The sequence below is a fragment of the Amorphus suaedae genome (assembly GCF_053629675.1).
The window spans coordinates 1,445,034-1,462,878 of sequence record NZ_JBRJIT010000001.1; the positions used below are offsets into that span (position 1 = coordinate 1,445,034).

Annotated in this window: 16 protein-coding genes; 8 read left to right on the forward strand and 8 right to left on the reverse strand. The window is 67.1% G+C overall.

Translation table 11 applies throughout. The annotated features are described in order from the left end of the window. Nucleotides 1–188 precede the first annotated feature (188 nt). Nucleotides 189–866, reverse strand: a complete 678-nt coding sequence (locus tag AB7M35_RS06460; RefSeq protein WP_453958176.1) for a protein-L-isoaspartate O-methyltransferase family protein — start codon at nucleotides 864–866, stop codon at nucleotides 189–191. 92 nt (nucleotides 867–958) lie between these two features. Continuing rightward, entirely contained in the window at nucleotides 959–2,632 is a 1,674-nt protein-coding gene (locus AB7M35_RS06465; RefSeq protein WP_453958177.1) for a hypothetical protein, read from the reverse strand. 240 nt (nucleotides 2,633–2,872) lie between these two features. On the opposite strand from AB7M35_RS06465, the gene AB7M35_RS06470 reads away from it, so the two are divergent. Next, a complete protein-coding gene (locus tag AB7M35_RS06470) occupies nucleotides 2,873–3,742 on the forward strand; it encodes a transglutaminase family protein (RefSeq protein ID WP_453958179.1) in 870 nt (289 codons plus the stop codon). 30 nt (nucleotides 3,743–3,772) lie between these two features. Here the strand turns inward: AB7M35_RS06470 and AB7M35_RS06475 are convergent, their stop codons facing one another. From AB7M35_RS06475 to AB7M35_RS06490, 4 genes are all read right to left on the reverse strand, one after another. Next, entirely contained in the window at nucleotides 3,773–5,086 is a 1,314-nt protein-coding gene (locus tag AB7M35_RS06475) for a TRAP transporter large permease (protein WP_453958181.1), read from the reverse strand. Further along, the gene (locus AB7M35_RS06480) at nucleotides 5,083–5,616 is read right to left on the reverse strand and encodes a TRAP transporter small permease subunit (RefSeq protein ID WP_453958182.1); all 534 of its coding nucleotides are present in this window, start codon (nucleotides 5,614–5,616) and stop codon (nucleotides 5,083–5,085) included. The genes AB7M35_RS06475 and AB7M35_RS06480 overlap by 4 nt, the downstream gene beginning before the upstream one ends. Nucleotides 5,617–5,800: 184 nt before the next feature. Continuing rightward, complete coding sequence (dctP, locus tag AB7M35_RS06485) at nucleotides 5,801–6,844, reverse strand: TRAP transporter substrate-binding protein DctP (RefSeq protein WP_453958184.1); 1,044 nt, start codon at nucleotides 6,842–6,844, stop codon at nucleotides 5,801–5,803. 81 nt (nucleotides 6,845–6,925) lie between these two features. Next, a complete protein-coding gene (locus tag AB7M35_RS06490) occupies nucleotides 6,926–8,230 on the reverse strand; it encodes a hydroxymethylglutaryl-CoA reductase, degradative (protein ID WP_453958186.1) in 1,305 nt (434 codons plus the stop codon). A gap of 138 nt (nucleotides 8,231–8,368) precedes the next feature. Between AB7M35_RS06490 and AB7M35_RS06495 the strand changes: the two genes are divergently transcribed. Both AB7M35_RS06495 and AB7M35_RS06500 read left to right on the forward strand, forming a co-directional pair. Further along, nucleotides 8,369–9,754 (forward strand): aminotransferase-like domain-containing protein, encoded by a 1,386-nt coding sequence (locus AB7M35_RS06495; protein WP_453958188.1) that lies wholly within the window; start codon nucleotides 8,369–8,371, stop codon nucleotides 9,752–9,754. A gap of 38 nt (nucleotides 9,755–9,792) precedes the next feature. Then, the gene (locus tag AB7M35_RS06500) at nucleotides 9,793–10,686 is read left to right on the forward strand and encodes a hydroxymethylglutaryl-CoA lyase (protein WP_453960642.1); all 894 of its coding nucleotides are present in this window, start codon (nucleotides 9,793–9,795) and stop codon (nucleotides 10,684–10,686) included. Between the two features lie 83 nt (nucleotides 10,687–10,769). Here the strand turns inward: AB7M35_RS06500 and AB7M35_RS06505 are convergent, their stop codons facing one another. Further along, nucleotides 10,770–11,807, reverse strand: a complete 1,038-nt coding sequence (locus AB7M35_RS06505; RefSeq protein ID WP_453958189.1) for a uroporphyrinogen decarboxylase family protein — start codon at nucleotides 11,805–11,807, stop codon at nucleotides 10,770–10,772. Between the two features lie 87 nt (nucleotides 11,808–11,894). After that, nucleotides 11,895–12,578 (reverse strand): GntR family transcriptional regulator, encoded by a 684-nt coding sequence (locus AB7M35_RS06510; protein WP_453958191.1) that lies wholly within the window; start codon nucleotides 12,576–12,578, stop codon nucleotides 11,895–11,897. 212 nt (nucleotides 12,579–12,790) lie between these two features. Here AB7M35_RS06510 and AB7M35_RS06515 point away from each other — a divergent pair, with 212 nt between their 5' ends. From AB7M35_RS06515 to AB7M35_RS06535, 5 genes are all read left to right on the forward strand, one after another. After that, complete coding sequence (locus AB7M35_RS06515; RefSeq protein ID WP_453958193.1) at nucleotides 12,791–13,576, forward strand: citryl-CoA lyase; 786 nt, start codon at nucleotides 12,791–12,793, stop codon at nucleotides 13,574–13,576. 10 nt (nucleotides 13,577–13,586) lie between these two features. Further along, the gene (locus AB7M35_RS06520; protein WP_453958195.1) at nucleotides 13,587–14,903 is read left to right on the forward strand and encodes a phenylacetate--CoA ligase family protein; all 1,317 of its coding nucleotides are present in this window, start codon (nucleotides 13,587–13,589) and stop codon (nucleotides 14,901–14,903) included. Nucleotides 14,904–14,951: 48 nt separating this feature from the next. Further along, nucleotides 14,952–15,956, forward strand: a complete 1,005-nt coding sequence (locus AB7M35_RS06525) for a TRAP transporter substrate-binding protein (protein ID WP_453958197.1) — start codon at nucleotides 14,952–14,954, stop codon at nucleotides 15,954–15,956. A 122-nt stretch (nucleotides 15,957–16,078) separates the two neighbouring features. Beyond that, nucleotides 16,079–16,528 carry a TRAP transporter small permease gene (locus AB7M35_RS06530; protein ID WP_453958199.1) on the forward strand — a complete coding sequence of 150 codons (450 nt, stop codon included), beginning with the start codon at nucleotides 16,079–16,081 and terminating at the stop codon, nucleotides 16,526–16,528. Between the two features lie 4 nt (nucleotides 16,529–16,532). Beyond that, the gene (locus AB7M35_RS06535; RefSeq protein WP_453958202.1) at nucleotides 16,533–17,834 is read left to right on the forward strand and encodes a TRAP transporter large permease; all 1,302 of its coding nucleotides are present in this window, start codon (nucleotides 16,533–16,535) and stop codon (nucleotides 17,832–17,834) included. Nucleotides 17,835–17,845: the final 11 nt, after the last annotated feature.

The following is a 17,845-nucleotide window of genomic DNA, read 5'->3' on the forward strand; positions in this document are numbered from 1 at the left end:
CGGCGACGGTGGCCCCGCTGGAAATGGTATTAACGGACCATTAACAAAGGTGTAGCCTCGATTTTTCCGAACGAAAATCCGCTAGCCGGCAGAAACGGGCATTCGCCGCGCCGATGCGGCAATTCGGCAACAGCGCAAACGCTTAGATTGCTAAGCTAACGTCTGGGAATTGCTGGATATTCAGCCGTTCAGAAGACAAATTCCTTCGGCTTTTCAAAGCCGGGGAGAAGTGGCGCGGCCGCATTGAAAGAGGGCCAGCTTCCGACCGTATCGCCGCTGCGGCGATAGACGCTCACCATGGCCGACAGGCCGCGACCATCGACGACGACCAGGCGTCCGCCATCCTTGAGCTGAGCGGTGAGCGCGTCGACCGGCGTCTCGACGGCACCGTCCACGACGATCACGTCGTACGGGGCCTCCGGCGCCCAGCCGGCCTCAAGTGGCCCGACCACGACGGCCGCATTCTCGATGCCGAGCTGCGCCAGTTTGTCGCTCGCCTGATTGCCGAGCTCCTCGTCGCACTCCAGCCCGACGACGGAATCGGCGAGCTGGCCGACCACGGCGCACGGATAGCCAGTCCCCGCGCCGACCACGAGCACCACGTCGGTACGCTCGATCTCGGCCTTCTGCAGCATCTTGGCGAAAACGGCGGGACGGGTCAGATAGCGGCCGAGCTTGCCCGGCTCCGGCTCGACCAGCGCAATGGGCTCATCGAGATAGGCCAGCGGGCGTCGGCTGGCCGGCAGGAAGACCTCGCGGGGGATGAGCCTCATCGCATCCTGGATGCGGCGATCCGTGATGTCGAAGGTCCGCAGCTGGTTCTCGACCATCCGGCTGCGGAGGGCGGCAAAATCGACCATGGTCATCGTCCCGGCTCGTGAAACGTCGTCCAATGCCTTAGCGGCGCAGCCTTGCCGAGGCAAGCATCCGACGCGAGCGTGTCAGCCTATCCCGGCGGTCAGTTCCGCGGCGCAAAACCGTCGGGCATGCCGACCACCCAGCGGCGCTCCCCGAGATCGAGGCCGCACAGCCCCTCGGTGATGCCCTTCCGCTCCGCATACTCGGCGACGCGGGCCAGATAATCCGGCTCGAACGGCGCGGTGAGCGCCCAGTCGTTCGGCCAGAAGGTGGCCATTCCGTTGACCGTCGGCAGCTTCACGTAGGCGGCGACCATCATCGCGTCCACGCCGTGGGTGTAATAGCGGTCGGTGGCATCGTCCCCGCTCGGACCGCGTCTCGGATCGAAGACATAGAAGCTCCGGCAGGCGTCCGGCGGCGGGCCCACCTCGTCCAGGAAAGCCTGCTCCTCGTGGCGGTCGAGCCGGAACGCGCTCTCGCTGTGGCCCTGTTCGGCCAGGATGAACAAGGCCACGACCGCCACGGCGACGGCGGGCGCCCTGCCCCGGCGCGCGAACAGGTCGAGGGCGCAGGCGGTCACGAGCGCCACAACCGGCACGATGAACAGGAGGAAGCGCACCGGCAGCCGGATTGCCGAGGCCCCCGGCATCAGGACGAAGACCGGCTGGAACAGCGCCACCGGCCCGACGCGGAAGGCGAAGATCCCGAGCACGACGGCCCCAATGCCAAGCGCACAGGCGAAGGTCACCCGGTCCACGTCGCTGGCCGGCCGGTTGCCCGCGAGCCTGCGGTGGCGACGGACCAGCGACACAAGCCACACCAGAGAGACGGCGAACGCGAGCAGAAACACCGGCGACAGCCCGTAGGGATCGTTCGGGTTTCCGGAGAACAGGCGCATCAGCGGCGGCATCAGCCACCCCCAGATCCAGTTCGACGCGCCGACGTTGAAGAGCTCCACGAAGGTGCGCGTGCCGGCCTTCATGCTGGAGACGCTGTGCCCCCCGTGGCCGGACTGGCTGTAGAGCGCGAAGACCGCCACTGCCGCGATGGCGAGCCCCACCGCCAGCACGATCAGCGCCGGCTGCGGCCGTCGCACCGCGGCCCAGGCCCGTGCGCGCAACGGCACGTCGAGCAGCATCGCCGCCGCGAGCACGACCACCGTGAACAGCGTGAACGCGAACAGCGAATAGAACGACGTCATCGCCCAGACGTAGAACAACGCGATGATCGCCAGCGCCTGCAGAACGGGGCCGGCTCCGGACGGCGACCGGTCGCCTGATCGGGTCAGCGCGAGGAAAAGCGGCCACACCAGCAGGATGCCCACGGGGAAGAAGGCGGCGTAGAGCAACTGCGCATGAAGGGCCCGGATGGCCAGCGAATTGGCCAGCAGCTCGACAAGCGCGGCAAACAGCGCCAGCACGACCGACACGCCGAGCAATCGTCGCGCGACGAGATAGGTCGCGATGAAGCCGATGGCGCAGACGACCGCGTTGGTGATCTCCTGGCTCACGAACGGGTCGAAGCCGAGCGAGCGCGGGATCGCGTAGACCAGCCCGCCGAACATCAGGCCGTCGCCATAGCTCAGCGTGTACGGAAAGGGGTAGAAGTGGTTCGGGGACAGCGGCGCGTTCAGCCCCAGGACGACACCGTACCAGTGTTCCAGGACCGCGATGAAGATGCGCCCGTCGAAGACGTCACCGCTGACCCTCGGCAGCCCCTCCCGCAGCGCGGGGCCGTAGAGAACAGCCAGACCCGCCACAAGAACGACAGCCACGACGAGGGCTTCGATCGGTCGAAAACGCATGGGCGAAGGAATCACTTTGAAGGGGTTCTCGAAGCTTCAGCGCGGTGGCGCCCCTATTAGGCGCGGCTGACCGGGGCAATCAAGCCGACCCGCCCGGCAAATCGTGGATGCGGCGACGCAACCAATCAGGCTCAAGACAGTTGTTCCCTGCCCTCACGCCTTCCATGCCGGATGCGCACGGGCATTTCCCAGGACCCACGGCGCCATCCGATGAAGAAACTGCATATCAGCCACAACACCCGCTACCTCTACGACAAGCCGGTGACGTTCGGCACACACAGGCTGATGGTGCGTCCGCGCGACGGCCACGACATGCGCATCCTGGGCTCAAACCTGGTGGTGTCTCCGCCCGCAGAGGTTCGCTGGGCATATGACACGTTCGGCAATTCCGTGGCATTCCTGACCTTCTCCGAACCGGCCGACCAGCTCGTGATCGAAGCGGAACTGCATCTGGAGCGCTACGGACTGGACGAGGCGGTGCGCACCTTCGAGCCGCACAGCGGGACCTATCCGTTCTCCTACGATTCCGACGACCGCATCGACCTGGCGCCGGTGATGATGATCGAGTTCCCGGAGGATCGTCCGACGGTTTCCAAATGGCTCGAAACCGTCATGCCGACGCTGCCGGACGGGACGCTGCAGGTCCTGGACCAGCTGTCGAGCGCCATTCACGGCAACTTCGAGTACCGCCGCCGCGACGAGGAGGGCGTGCAGACGCCCGCCCAGACCATCGAGACGGCAAGCGGCACCTGCCGCGATTTCGCGGTGCTCTTCATGGAAGCCGCCCGCGATCTCGGCTTCGCGGCCCGCTTCGTCACCGGCTACCTCTACGACGCGGCAACCGACGACGGCGACATCCTCACCGGCGGCGGCGCCACCCACGCATGGGCGGACGTCTTCATTCCGGGCGTTGGGTGGGTCGAGTTCGACCCGACCAACGAGATCGTCGCCGGCCACGAGCTGGTCCGCGTGGCGGCAACCCGCTCGTCCGCGCAGGCCCAGCCCCTCAGCGGCAGCTTCTCGGGCGACGGCAAGTTCGTCGGCATGGAGGTCAAGATCGGCGTGAAGAGCGAGGCGTAGGCGCCGCGCTCCCGGGTACGCCTGCCGCCGTCATCGACCCATCAGGGTCGGCAGGAAGGTGACGAGCTGCGGGAAGGCGACGCAGATCAGCAGTCCTAAGAGCTGCAGGAGGAAGAACGGCAGGATCCCCTGGTAGACCGTTCCCATCCCGACATCCTTCGGCAGCGTGCTCTTGATGTAGAAGAGCGTGTAGCCGAACGGCGGGCTGATGTAGCCCATCTGGATGGTCAGGGCGTAGAGCACGCCGAACCAGATCTCGTCGAAGCCGAGAAAGCGGACCACCGGCAGGAATACCGGCACGGTGAGCAGGATGATGCCGATCTCGTCGAGCACCGTGCCCAAGAATACCAGGATCAGCATCATCACCGCGAGCACGAGATAGGGGCTCACCTCGAGCGCCTGGATCGAGCCCAGCAGCGCATCGGCGCCGCCGAGACCGGTGAAGATCGCCACGTAGGCCTTCGCGCCGATGGTGATCCACAGGATCATCGCCGTCGACTTCAGGGTGACGCCTGAACTCTGGGTCAGCATCGACAGGGTGAGATTGCGCCGCATGGCGGCCGCCACACACGCGCCGAGGACGCCGACCGCCGCCGCCTCGGTGGGCGTGGCGATGCCGAAGAAGATCGAGCCCAGCACCATCACGATGATCAGCGTCGGCAGGACCAGCGTTTTCAGCGACGCCAGGCGCTCGCGCAGGCTGGCGCGCGGCACGTCGGAGACGTTCGGCGCGAGGTCCGGCTTCACCCAAGACGCGATCATGATGTAGGCGATGTAGAGCGCCGCCAGCAGGATCCCGGGGACGATGCCGGCGATCAGCATCTTGCCGATCGAGACCTGGGCCGTGACCGAATAGACGATTGTCAGCACCGAAGGCGGGATCAGGATGCCCAGCGTGCCGGAGGCGCAGATGGTACCGGTGGCCAGCCGCGCGTCGTAGCCCCGCCTCAGCATTTCCGGCAGCGCCAGGATGCCCATCGCGGTGACCGCCGCGCCGACCACGCCGGTCATGGCCGCCATCACCACGCAGATGATGACGGTACCGATCGCCAGCCCGCCCTTGAGCCGGCCGAACCACAGCTCCATGGCCCGGTAGAGGTCCTCGATGACGCCCGAGCGCTGCAGCACCACCGCCATGAAGATGTAGAGCGGAATGGCCAGCAGCGCCTCCGACCGCATGGTGTCGAAGATCTGCAGGATCAGGATGATGAGCGCGTTCGGATCCCAGAACACGACGGTGAACAGGACCGAGAGGCCGCCTAGGACGAAGGCGACGGGCAGGCCGGTCAGCAGGAAGACCGTCAACCCGCCGAACATCAGGATGAGAATGCCGGTGGAGCTCATACGACCTCTCCGAACTCGTCGGAGACGGGCGGCGCCGGATCATTGAAGATCACCCGCATCCACTCGGCGAAGGCCTGCAGCAGTAGCAGCGCGAGCGCGACCGGGATGACGAACTTCACCGGCCAGATGATCGGGTTCCAGGAGGTGTAGGAGGTCTCGCCGAGATCGTACGACTGCACCGCGAACGGCCAGGCGTAATAGAAGAGGATCACGGCGTAGGCGCCGATGATCGGGAAATTCACGAGGTCGAAGAAGCGGTTCACCCGGGGCGAGACCGACTGGCGCACGAGGTCCAGGTTCACGTGGCCGCCGGTGTGCAGGAGATAGGGGCCACCGAGGAGGAAGAACGGCCCGAACAGAAGCGTGGCGAGCTCAAGACCCCAGCTCGACGGAGAGTTGAAGAGATAGCGCGCCGTCACGGCGTACAGCATCACCGGCACGATGATGAACATCAGCAGGCTCGCCAGCCGGTAGAGCAGGTGGTTGAAAGCTGTAATCCAGCGCACGACGGCGCCGATCGGGCGGGGCATGACAGTGTTCCTCGGGTGCGATGCGCCGGGCGGGGATCCAGGCACAAATCCCGTCCGGATCACCGGGATCCGGACGGAACATGGTCAGGCGCCGGGTTCGTGAAGCAATCCCCTCCGGTCCGGTGACGTCAACCGGGCCGGCACGGACGCGCCCACTGGACGCTTCCTCGTCGGCGAGGGACGCCTACTTGATGAGACCCAGCTCCTGCATCTGCGCGATCTGGGAGTCGAGGATGCGGGTGGCGAGGTCGTTGCCCTTGGTCGCCTTGCGCCAGGACTCCACCGCCTTCACGCGGGCGGCGTTGACGTCGTCTTCCTTGAGCTCGATCACCTCGACGCCCTGCTCCTTGAAGGCCTCGAGCGCGCTCTTGTCGCTCTTCGTCTTCGCCGCCTGATAGGCATCGGAGACCTCCTTGGCGGCCGTCGCCAGCGCGTCCTTGTAGGCGTCCGGAAGCTTGTCGTAGGCCGCCTTGTTGGCGACGTAGGACGTGGCGGTGGTCGGCTGGTGCACGCCCGGCAGGATGATGAACTTCGCCACCTCGCCGAGGCCGGCGTCGAGGTTCGCCTGCAGGTCGCCACGGTCGGCGATGTCGATCAGGCCCTTGTCGAGGGCAGAGTAGACCTCGCTGGTCGGCAGCGGCGACACGGCAACGCCGAAGTCGGTCATGACCGACGAGGCGAGACCGACAAAGCGGCCCTTCTTGCCGTTGAACTCCTCGATCGTCTCGATCTTCACCTTCGAGTGGATCGGCTCCTGATCGTAGACCATCGGCGCGATGTACTGGAGACCGGCCGGAGCATAGGCCTCCTGCGCGAACTCGATGCCGCCGTGCTTGTAGAACCAGTCCGAATACTGGCTGGATTCCGGGTAGCCGAACGGGATGGTGCTGGTGAAGGCGAGCGCCGGGATCTTGCCGGCCTCGTAGCCGTCGAAGGTCTTCATCAGCTGGAAGGCGCCGCCGCGGACCGCGTCGAAGGCCTGGGCCGGCGGAACGATCTGACCGGCCGAGAAAAGCTCGATCTGAAACTTGCCGTCGGTCAGCTCGGCGACGCGGTCGACGTACATCTGCTCGAACTTCTGCGGCGTCGTGCCGCCGTCCCAGAGCGCCTGCATGCGCCATTTCACCGGCTCGCCGTCCTGGGCCAGCGCGGGGGCGGCGAAGGCGGCGAACGCGAAGGCCGCGGCCGTCACCTGAAGCGTCGTGCGGCGGGAAATATGCCTGGTCATGGGTGTTTCTCCTTCAGTTTCCGGATCGTTGTTGTTCTTGTTTCCGCCCGCTGCGCGGTGCGAAAGGCAGTGCGGATGCCGTCAGTCGGCCCCGCGAAGTTCGGCGATCAGTTCGCGCGCGCGGTCGGTGCGCACGTCGTGGGCCTCGGCCAGCTTGCCGGCCACGATCTCGATCTCGTTGCCGACGGCGCCGGCGACGATGGCGATGTTGCGGGCGTGCAGTGCCATGTGGCCGCGCTGGATGCCTTCGGTGGCCAGCGCCCTGAGCGCCGCCATGTTCTGGGCGAGGCCGACGGCAACCGTGATCTCGGCCAGCTCCTGCGCCGTCTCGACGCCGAGGATCTTCAGCGCCGTCTGCGCCACCGGATGGGTCTTGGTGGCGCCGCCCACGAGGCCGACGGCCATCGGCATTTCCAGCGTTCCGACGAGGCAGCCTTCGGTGTCGACCTCCCACGTGGAGAGCGACGTATAGACGCCGTTGCGGGCGGCGTAGGCGTGGGCGCCGGCCTCGATCGCCCGCCAGTCGTTGCCGGTGGCGACGATGACCGGATCGATGCCGTTCATGATGCCCTTGTTATGGGTCGCCGCCCGGTACGGGTCGATCACCGCCAGCTCATGGCCATCGAGAATGCCGTCGATCATCCGGCGGCCCGAGAATTCCTTGGTGGCGAGAGCCGCTTCCGGCACGCGCACCCGCGCCCGGGCCAGCCGACGGTCGGCGAGATTGGAGAGGATGCGCAGGCGCACCCGGCCGCCCGTCAGTTCCTCGACCGTCGGCGCGACCGCCTCGGCCATGGTGTTGACGGCGTTGGCGCCCATGGCGTCGCGCACGTCGACGACGAGGTGCAGTACCACCATCGGGCCGCGGGCGGTCGCCGGGAAGACATGCACCTCGATGTCCTTGCAGCCGCCGCCGAGCTTGACCAGGAATGCGTCGCGGCTGTTGGCGATCTCCAGGATCCGGTCGCGCGCCGCCAGCAGCTTCAGCCGGGCACCGTAGGGGTCGGTGATGCCGAGCACCTGCACCTGCGCGCGCATCACGGGATCGGTGGAGGAGGTTTCGAAGCCGCCGTGATCGCGGGCGATCCGCGCCATGTAGGAGGCGGCCGCCACCACCGACGGCTCCTCGACAACCATGGGAATAAGGTAGTCACGGCCGTTGATCGTGAAGTTGGTGGCGATGCCCATCGGCAGCTGGAAGGTGCCGACGACGTTCTCGATCATGCCGTTGGCGCGGGAGACATCGAGCGCACCCGGGTCGCCGATCGTCGCGGCGTCTTCGGCGCCCAGCCCGACGGCCTGCGATAGCATCTCCAGGCGCTGCTGCGGCGTCTTGTTCCGATAGCCCTCGAGACGCGAATTCACGGTGCTCGGCGTAGCAGCCATATTCGTTTCCACCCACATTCAAACCAGCATCTTGCTTGGATGCCGGGCGGAATTGTCCTAGGATGGACGGGACAATCAAGGGACAGTTTGGATCAATCGCGCCGTGACTGTACCAGTCAAAATCCTGGCACAATTTCCATGATGCGAACCGGAACCCGTGTCGGGGCCATCGTTGCGCTGGTCTCCGAGCGGCTTGCGAAGGGGGCCTACAAGGTCGGCGAGCGGCTGCCGTCCGTCCGGCAGGCCGCGCAGGACTACGGGGTGTCCAAGAACACCATGGCGGAGGCCTACGACCGGCTGGTCGCGCAGGGAATGCTGGAAGCGCGTCCGGGCTCCGGCTTCTACGTCTCGCACCTGGAACTTCCGAGCACGACCGCGCCGCCGCCGCATGTGGCGGCGGCCGTCGACCTGGTCTCGCTGCTGCGCGAGCAGCTGGACCGAAGCTACGAAGTGCGCCCCGGCGACGGACGTCCGCCGGCTTCGTGGATGGAGGGATCGGAGCTGCGCCGGCACTTCGCCGGCTTCAAGACATCCGGCCCCGACACCATCGACTTCGGCTACGGCAGTTCGCGCGGCTTCGAGCCCCTGCGCGATCGGCTTCGGCTGATGCTGCTCGACCGGTCGATCTCGGTGGAGCCGGACGGCCTGCTGCTGACCTATGGCGCCAACCACGCCCTCGATCTCATCGTCCGCCATCTGCTGGAGCCCGGCGACACGGTGCTCGTCGACGATCCCGGCTACTATCCGCTGTTCGCCAAGCTCACCCTGGCCAAGGCAAACATCGTCGGGGTGAAGCGCAATCCCGACGGACCGGACCTGGAAGACCTCACCACCAAGTTCGCCACCCTGCGGCCGAAGGTGTTCTTCACCCAGTCCCAGGCCCACAACCCGACCGGCAGCTCGCTGTCCCCGCCTGTCGCCTTCGGCCTTCTCCAGGCGGCCGAACGTTGGGGCGTCCTGGTGGTGGAGAACGACGCCTTCGCCGACATCCTGCCGCCCACCCTGCCCCGGCTCGCGGCGCTCGACCAGTTGAACCGGGTGCTCTATGTCGGCACCTTCTCCAAGACGCTCTCGGCGAGCCTGCGCTGCGGCTTCGTGGCCGGCCATCCGTCACTCGTGGGCGCGCTGGCGGACCTGAAGATCCTGACCATGGTGGCGACCTCCGACTACGTGGAGCGCTTCATCTTCAACCTGATCCAGGGCGGCCAGTATCTGCGCCACATTCGCCGCCTCAGGTCCCGGGTCGAGACCGCGCACCGCAAGGCGGTCGGCGAACTGGAGCGCATCGGCCTGCGCCTCAGCGCCAGCAAGACGCCGGGCTTCTATCTCTGGGCCGAACTGCCCGATCACATCGACGAGTTCGAGCTGTGCCGCGCCGCGGCGGACGAAAGCATCTTCCTGGCGCCGGGAAGCGTCTTCCGCCCCAACCGCAGCGCCGCGCGGCCCGCCGCCATCCGCGTCAACGTCGCCTACGGCGCCGACCCGAAGCTCCTCGACTTCCTGTCGCGCGCCATTTCCCCCTGACACGTCACCTTCAGAAGCACCGAGCAGATCCCATGAGCATGGCTTTCCCCTCCGAAGTCCGCATCGTCGAAGTCGGTCCCCGCGACGGGCTGCAGAACGAGGCCGGGATCGTCCCGGCGACGGTGAAGGCGGAGCTCATCGACCGCCTCGCCGCGGCCGGGGCACGAACCATCGAGGCGGGCAGCTTCGTGTCGCCCAAGTGGGTGCCCCAGATGGCCGACACCGCCGAGGTGCTGTCGCTGATCCACCGCAAGCCGGGCGTCGACTACCCGGTGCTGGTGCCCAACATGAAGGGCCTCGAGGCCGCAATCGCCAGCGGCGTGGAGGAGGTCGCGGTGTTCGCCGCCGCCTCCGAAGCCTTCTCCCAGCGCAACATCAACTGCTCCATCGCCGAGAGCCTCGAGCGCTTCCAGCCGGTGATGGAGGAGACCGCGCGCCGCGGCCTGAAGGTGCGGGGCTACGTGTCGTGCGTGCTCGGCTGCCCCTACCAGGGCGAGGTGCCGCTCGCCGACGTCGCAATGGTCTCGCGCCGCCTGCTGGAGATGGGCTGCTACGAGATCTCGCTCGGCGACACGATCGGCGTGGGCACGCCCTTGAAGGCGGTCCGCATGGTGGAGGCCGTCATGCAGGACGTGCCGACCGGGAAGATCGCGCTGCACTTCCACGACACCTACGGCCAGGCGCTGGCCAACATCTATGCCTGCCTGGGCCTCGGCGTGTCGGTGCTGGATTCCGCCGTCGGCGGGTTGGGCGGCTGCCCCTACGCAAAGGGCGCCACCGGCAACGTCGCCACCGAGGATCTCGTCTACATGCTGGACGGCATGGGCATCCGGACGGGCATCGACCTTGCGGCCCTGACCGACACGGCCCGCTTCATCGCGGCCGCCATCGGCAAGGCGCCCTCCTCCCATCTGGCGCAGGCGAACGGCTAGCGCCCGCCAGCAAAAAGGGCGCCGGTCGAACCGACCGACACCCTCTTAAACGCGTCATCCCACCTTGAGGCGGGTGAGCCTGGTCAGGCGAGCGACTTGCGGACGATCGCCGCGCCGTCGACCATCGCCTTCATCTTGTTGAAGGCGACATCGCGCGGCAGGTACTTGAGGCCGCAGTCGGGCGCGACCGTGATCCGCTCCGCCGCCACGAACGGCAGCGCGCGCCGGATGCGCTCGGCAACCGTTTCCGGGCTTTCGATCTCGTTGGTGGAGAGATCGAGGACGCCGAGGATGATCTTCTTGTCGTCGAGGCTCTCGAGGATCTTGCAGTCCAGCGACGACTGGGCGGTCTCGATGGAGACCTGCCGCACCGCCGACCCGGAGAGTTCCGGCAGGAACGAATAGCCTTCCGGCCGCGCGTGGATGATGGCGGCATAGCCGAAGCAGATGTGCACCGCCGTCTCGCCGTCGATGCCATCGAGGGCACGGTCCAGCACCTCGACGCCGTACTCCTTCGCCTTCTCGTGCCGGGCCTGCATGTAGGGCTCGTCCACCTGCACCACGTCGGCGCCGGCCGCGAAGAGGTCGCGGATTTCCTCATTCACCGCCGCGGCGTAATCGAGCGCCATCTCGCGCTCGCTCTCGTAGAAGTCGTTCTGGGCCTGCTGGGCCATGGTGAACGGACCAGGCACGGTGATCTTGATACGGCGATCGGTATTGGCGCGCAGGAACTTCACGTCGTCCACCTCGACCGGGTGCATGCGGCGGATCTTGCCCACCACGCGCGGAACCGGGTTCGGGTGACCGCTGCGGTCGAGCGCGGTGCCGGGATTGTCGATGTCGACGCCCTCGAGCGCGGTGGCGAAGCGGTTGGAATAGCTCTCGCGGCGCACCTCACCGTCGGTGATGATGTCCAGCCCGGCGCGCTCCTGGTCGCGGATGGCGATGAGCGTCGCGTCGTTCTGGGCTTCCTCGAGCCACTCGGGCGCGATCCGCCACAGCTCGTTCGCCCGCACCCGCGGAGGAAACCGCCCACCGAGCTTCGCGCGGTCGATGAGCCATTCCGGCTGCGTGTAGGACCCCACCAGCGAGGTCGGAAGCAGCGTGTTGATCTCGGTCATGAAAATTTCCTCCGTTGAGATTTTGGTGGGAAAGTGAGGCAAGGACGGCGCCCCGTCCACCCACCCGATGCGAAATGCCGATGCCAATCAGCTTCTGAAAACCGATTTCGGCATGGCTGACGCGATTTCGTGCGCCCGGCCCAGATGGTCGCGAAGGGCCTGCTCGGCCGCGTCGGGGTTGCCTTCGAGAATGGCGGAAGCGATCCGCCGGTGCTCGGCGACCGAATCCTCGTACATCGCCGGCGTCATCGCGCCGCTGAGCTGGAGCATGATCAGCGGCAGTTGAAGCTGTCGGCTGAGGGACGCCAGCTGTTCGTTGTCGCAGACGGTCAGGATCGCCTGGTGAAAGCGCCAGTTCTCCTGGTGGTAGGCGGCGCCCGACAGGCGGGTGGACTGGTCCCAGATCGGCGCGATGTCCGCCTCGAAGCGGGCACGGTTGTCGCCCCTTCCGATCGCCTCCGCCGCGAGCCGCACCGCAAGCGCCTCCAGCGCGGTGCGGATCTGGAACAGCTCGATGGTTTCCTTGTAGGAGAGCTTGCGGACGAGCGCGCCCCGGTTCGGCACGATCTCCAGCAGCCCCTCGGCCGAGAGGCGCCGGAACGCCTCGCGCAGCGGTCCGCGGCTGACCCCGAAATCGCGCGTGAGATCGGCTTCGATCAGCCGCTGCCCGGGCGCGTATCGACTGTTGAGAATGCCGTCGCGCAGGCCCAGCACGAGGCGATCCACCGTGCCGCCGCGCGCCGATTCGGTTGCCGCAATCTCGTCCGCCATCGCAGTCCCATCCGTGACCATCCGATCGACTTAGCCGCCATCCAAGCCCGAAAGCAAGGTTGACGACAACAAGATTGTCCTACAATAATGGCCGACAGAACAGACCGATGGCGCCCACCGCGCATGATCGGCACGAGGAAACGCAAGGCTCGGCAAGAGGTGCGGGAACGCTTGTTCCACCGCAGCCTGAGCCCATTCGGGGAGACGCCAGAGTGCTTATCGGCAAGCACGTCAAGGCCGTGTCCGGCATCTGCACCGCGGACGCCGACAGCATCACCATCCGCGACCGCGACCTGTGCGGCGACCTGATGGGCCGGCTGACGTTCACCGAGTATTTCTACCTGCTCGTCACCGGCCGCGAGCCGACGGCGGACCAGCGCGATTTCCTCGACCTCCTGCTGATCGCGATCGCGGAGCATGGGCTGACGCCCACCGCCGTCGCCGCCCGCATGACCTACGACGCCGATCCCCAATCCATGCAGTCGGCCATCGCCGCCGGCATTCTCGGCTGCGGACCGATCGTGCTGGGCACCTCCGAACTCTGCGGCAAGCTGCTGACGGAGGCCCAGGCCCGCGTCGACGCCGGTGAGGCCGTCGCGGACGTGACCCGCGCCATCGCCACCGAAACGCGCAAGGCCGGCGGCAAGATGCCCGGCTTCGGACATCCCCTCCACCGGCCCGTCGATCCGCGCACCCAGCGCATCCTGATGCTGGCGGCAGAGCGCGGCGTCGACGGAAAGTTCGTGGCCTTGGCACGCGCCTTCGAGGCAGCGGTCGCCGAGGCCTGGGGCAAGCCCCTGCCCATGAACGTGTCGATGCCAATGGCGGCGGTGATGCTCGACCTCGGCTTTCCCGCCGCGATGATCAAGGCCATTCCGCTCCTCGCGCGCACGGGCGGCCTCCTCGCCCATCTGGCCGAGGAACAGAAGAGCCAGATCGGCTTCCTGATGGCCTCCCATGCCGAAGAGGCGATCTCCTACGAATCCAGCCACGAGTAGGCCGCGTTAGATGATCCACGAACCCGACATCGAGACCCGCCCCTGGCCGGAGCAACAGCGCCTCGACGATGCGCGCTTCCGCTCGCAGGTCGCCTATCTCCTCGCCCATTCGCGCTTCTATCAGGCGAAGCTCGGAGCGGCCGGCTTCGACACGCCGGAGAAGATCGGCGGCCTGGACGACATCGCCGCGCTTCCGATGACCGAGAAGGACGAGTTGCGCGCCACGCGCAGCGCCGCCGATCCGATCGGCACCCAGCTCGCAGCGCCGATGGAGGATCTCGCCCGGATCTACTCCACCAGCGGCACCACCGGCACGCCGAGCTACATTCCGCTGACGGCCGGCGACCTTGAAAACTGGGTGCGCACCTCCTCGCGCAGCTACGCGGCGTCCGGCATCGCGCCAGGCGAGCGCATCATCAGCACCTATAACGCCGGCCCGTTCGTCGCCGGCTCGGCGCTGGACTCCTTCAACCGGCTCGGCCTCTGCCACATCCCCGTCGGCACCGGCAACACCGAGCGGCTGATGGCGGCGGTCGAGATGCTGAAGCCGCAGGCGCTGGTCTGCACGCCCTCCTACGCGCTGCACCTCGCCGAATGGGGCAGTGCGCGCGGAATGGATCTGCCGGGCAGTTCCGTGAAGCGCATCCTTGTGGCCGGCGAGCCCGGCGGCGGCGAGGCGGCGATGCGCGCCCGGCTGCAGGAGGTCTGGGGCGCGCAGGTGACCGAGGCCATGGGCATCGGCGATATCGGCGCGTCGCTGTGGGGCGAATGCGAAGCCCAGCAGGGCATGCACTTCTGCGCCCGCGACTTCGTCCACATCGAGCTGATCGACCCGGAAACCGGCGCCGTTGTCCCGATGGAAGACGGGGCGACGGGCGAACTGGTCTACACACACCTTGCGCATCGCGCCGCCCCCATGCTGCGCTTCCGCTCCCGCGACCACGTGATGGTGCACACCGAGACATGCCGGTGCGGGCGCACGTCGCCGCGGGTGCGCTGCATCGGCCGCACCGACGACATGCTGATCGTCCGCGGCGTCAACGTGTTCCCGTCGGCCATCCGCGAGGTGGTCAACGAGTTTGCGCCGGCCGTCACCGGCGTCATCTCGGTCCGCCCCGGCAGCAAGGGCGTGAAGCAGAGCCCGCCCCTCAAGGTGCTGGTGGAACTGACCGAGGGCACCGAGGCGAGCGAAGGCCTCGCCGACGGCATTCGCCAGCGCCTGCGGGACAAGCTGGTGGTGACCACCCGCATCGACCTCGTGACCGCCGGGAGTTTGCCGCGCAGCGAATACAAATCGAAGCTGATCGACTTTGCCGAGGCGACCTGACACACGCCCCGGCCGGAGAAGAAGACTGACCAAAGAGGGAGGACTCCAATGAAGAAAATGACAGCGATCCTGGGCCTTGCGGCCGTGACGGCCCTGTCGGGCCAGGCACGGGCTGCCGAGTACGAGCTCAAGCTCTCCTCGATGTTCCCGTCGACCCACTTCATCGTCACCATGGGGATGGTGCCGTGGGCGGAGGAGATCGAGAAGCGCACCGACGGGCGCGTCCACTTCACCGTCTTTTCCGCGGGTTCCGCGCTGGGCGACGCGACGAAGCAGTTCGATCAGGCCCGCGCCGGCGTGGTCGACGTGTCGGTCGGCATCCCGGCCATCCCGCGCGGACGCCATCCGCGCTCCGTGCTGGTCGAGCTCCCCTTCACGGTTCCGGACGCCACCATCGGCACCTGTGCGCTCATGAAGGTGAAGGACCAGGTGAAGGAAGACTATCCCGGCACCAAGATCCTCTATCTGACCGTGACGGAGCCGAGCGCGGCCCACACGACCAAGAAGATCGAGACGCTCGACGACCTGAAGGGAATGCGGATCCGCACCCCCACCCCGGCCATCACCGCGATGCTGGAAGAAATCGGTGCCACCCCCGTCGGCATGCCGCCCACGGAGATCTACGAGAGCGTCGAGCGCGGCGTGATCGACGGCAACATCATGCCGTGGGGCCCCGTCGGTGCGTTCAAGCTCCAGGAAGTGCTGAAGTACCATCTCGATGCCGGCATCAATCCGGTCGCGATGTACATCGTCTTCAACCAGCGCAAGTTCGACAGCCTTCCGGAGGACATCCAGAAGGTGATCGACGAGGTCAGCGAGGAGATGTTCGCCAACTGGGGCCGCTGGTGGCACGAGACCGACCAGGTCGCCATCGACGCCGCCAAGGCGGCCGGCAACGAGATCACCCCGATGTCGGACGAACAGCGGCAGGCCTGGCGCGAGCGGCTGCAGCCGGTGATTGACAACTATCTGGCCAACGACTCCGACCTGCCGGTGGACCAGGCCAAGGCCATCTATGCCGCGATGGGCGACGCCGTCACGGCCTGCGAGTAGGCTGAACCGTCCCGCGCTCCCGTGAGGGGCGCGGAGCGGACCTGCGACAACGGGGGCGGCGCAAAGGCCGCCCCTCCCTTTCCTCTCGCAAACGGGGCAAGGCCTTGACCCGGTCCACCTTGATGCTCGCGCTTCTCGGCACCGCGGCCTTTCTGGTCGCGGTCGGCCTGACCGTGACCGATATCGCCCTGCGCTCGGTGAGCGGACTGACGGTCCATGGCCTGACCGACATCGTGACGCTGTGCACGATGATCGGCGCCATGCTCGCCATCCCCTACGGCTTCGCCACCGACCAGCACGTCTCCATCGATGTGTTCACCAGCCGCATGCCGGCCCGCCTCCAGCGCGCGTTGCGCATCTTCGCCGCCCTGCTCGCCTTCGCCTTCCTCGGCGGCGCGTTCTGGTACGCCATCCCCCAGGTGATGACCGCCTACACCTACGGCGACCGCAGCCAGTCGATCGGCATTCCCATGGTCTGGTACTGGCTGCCGCTCCTCATCGGTCTCGGCGCAGCCGCGCTGATCAACCTCCTGCTCGCAATTCGCGGCGCCCTCCGGACGGATCGGGACTGACACGATGTCCGCACCCCTCGTCGGCGTTCTCGGCCTCGTCGCCCTGCTCGCGCTCATCGCCATCCGCGTACCCGTGGCCATCGCCATGGGCGTCGTGGGCATCTGCGGCGGCGTCTACCTGAACGGCGTGTTCAGCCTGGGATTCATCCTCGGCTCGCAGCCCTTCGTCACCTCGTCGAGCTACTCTCTCTCCGTCATCCCGCTGTTCGTGATGATGGGCGCCTTCGCCTCGCGCGCCGGGCTCTCGGCATCCCTTTACCAGTCGCTGCACACGCTGATCGGCCACTGGCGCGGCGGCCTCGCGTCGGCGACCGTGGGCGCCTGCGCACTGTTCGGATCGGTCTGCGGCTCGAGCCTCGCCACGGCCGCCACCATGGCGCGCGTCGCCATGCCGGAAATGACGACGGTCGGTTACGACCGGCGGCTGACGTCGGGCGCGCTCGCCGCCGGCGGGACGCTGGGCATCCTCATCCCCCCGTCGATCATCATGGTGATCTACGCGCTGCTCACCGAGCAGTCGATCGGCCGGATGTTCCTGGCGGGGATGATACCGGGGCTGCTCGCCGCCGCGCTCTACATGCTGACGATCTACCTGGTGGCGACGTTCAAGCCGGCGTGGGCACCGCGCATGGCGCGCGGCGCCGGCGGCAGCCGGCTCACCGCCGTCCGCCAGATGGCCCCGATCCTGTCGCTGTTCATCGTCGTCATGGGCGGCATCTACGCCGGCATCTTCTCGCCGACGGAGGCCGCCGGTGTCGGCGCCTTCGGAGCTATCCTGCTGGCGGCCCTGCGCAAGCGGCTCACCTGGGAGGTCACCCGCGAGGCGCTGGTGGAGACGGCGGTCACCACCGGCATGCTGTTCATGATCCTGATCGGCACGTCGGTCCTGCAGTTCTTCATCGAGACGTCGACGCTGCCGCAGGTGATCGTGGACTGGATCCAGGCCCTGGGCCTCCCGCCCATCGGCGTGGTGGTGATGATCCTGATCATCTACCTGATCCTGGGCTGCTTCCTCGACAGCCTGTCGATGATGCTGATCACCCTGCCGATCGTCTTCCCGGTGATCATGGACCTTGGCTACGACCCGATCTGGTTCGGCGTGCTGGTGGTCTCGGTGGTGGAGATCGGCCTCATCACGCCACCGCTCGGGATGAACCTCTTCGTCATCACCGCCGCGGTCGACGGCCTGCGCTTCGAGACGGTCGCGACCGGCGTCCTGCCGTTCCTCGCGGCCGACCTCGTGCGGCTGGCGCTGATCGTGGCGATCCCCGCCCTGTCGCTCGCACTGCCGGCGATGCTCATGTGAGGCCTGCCGAC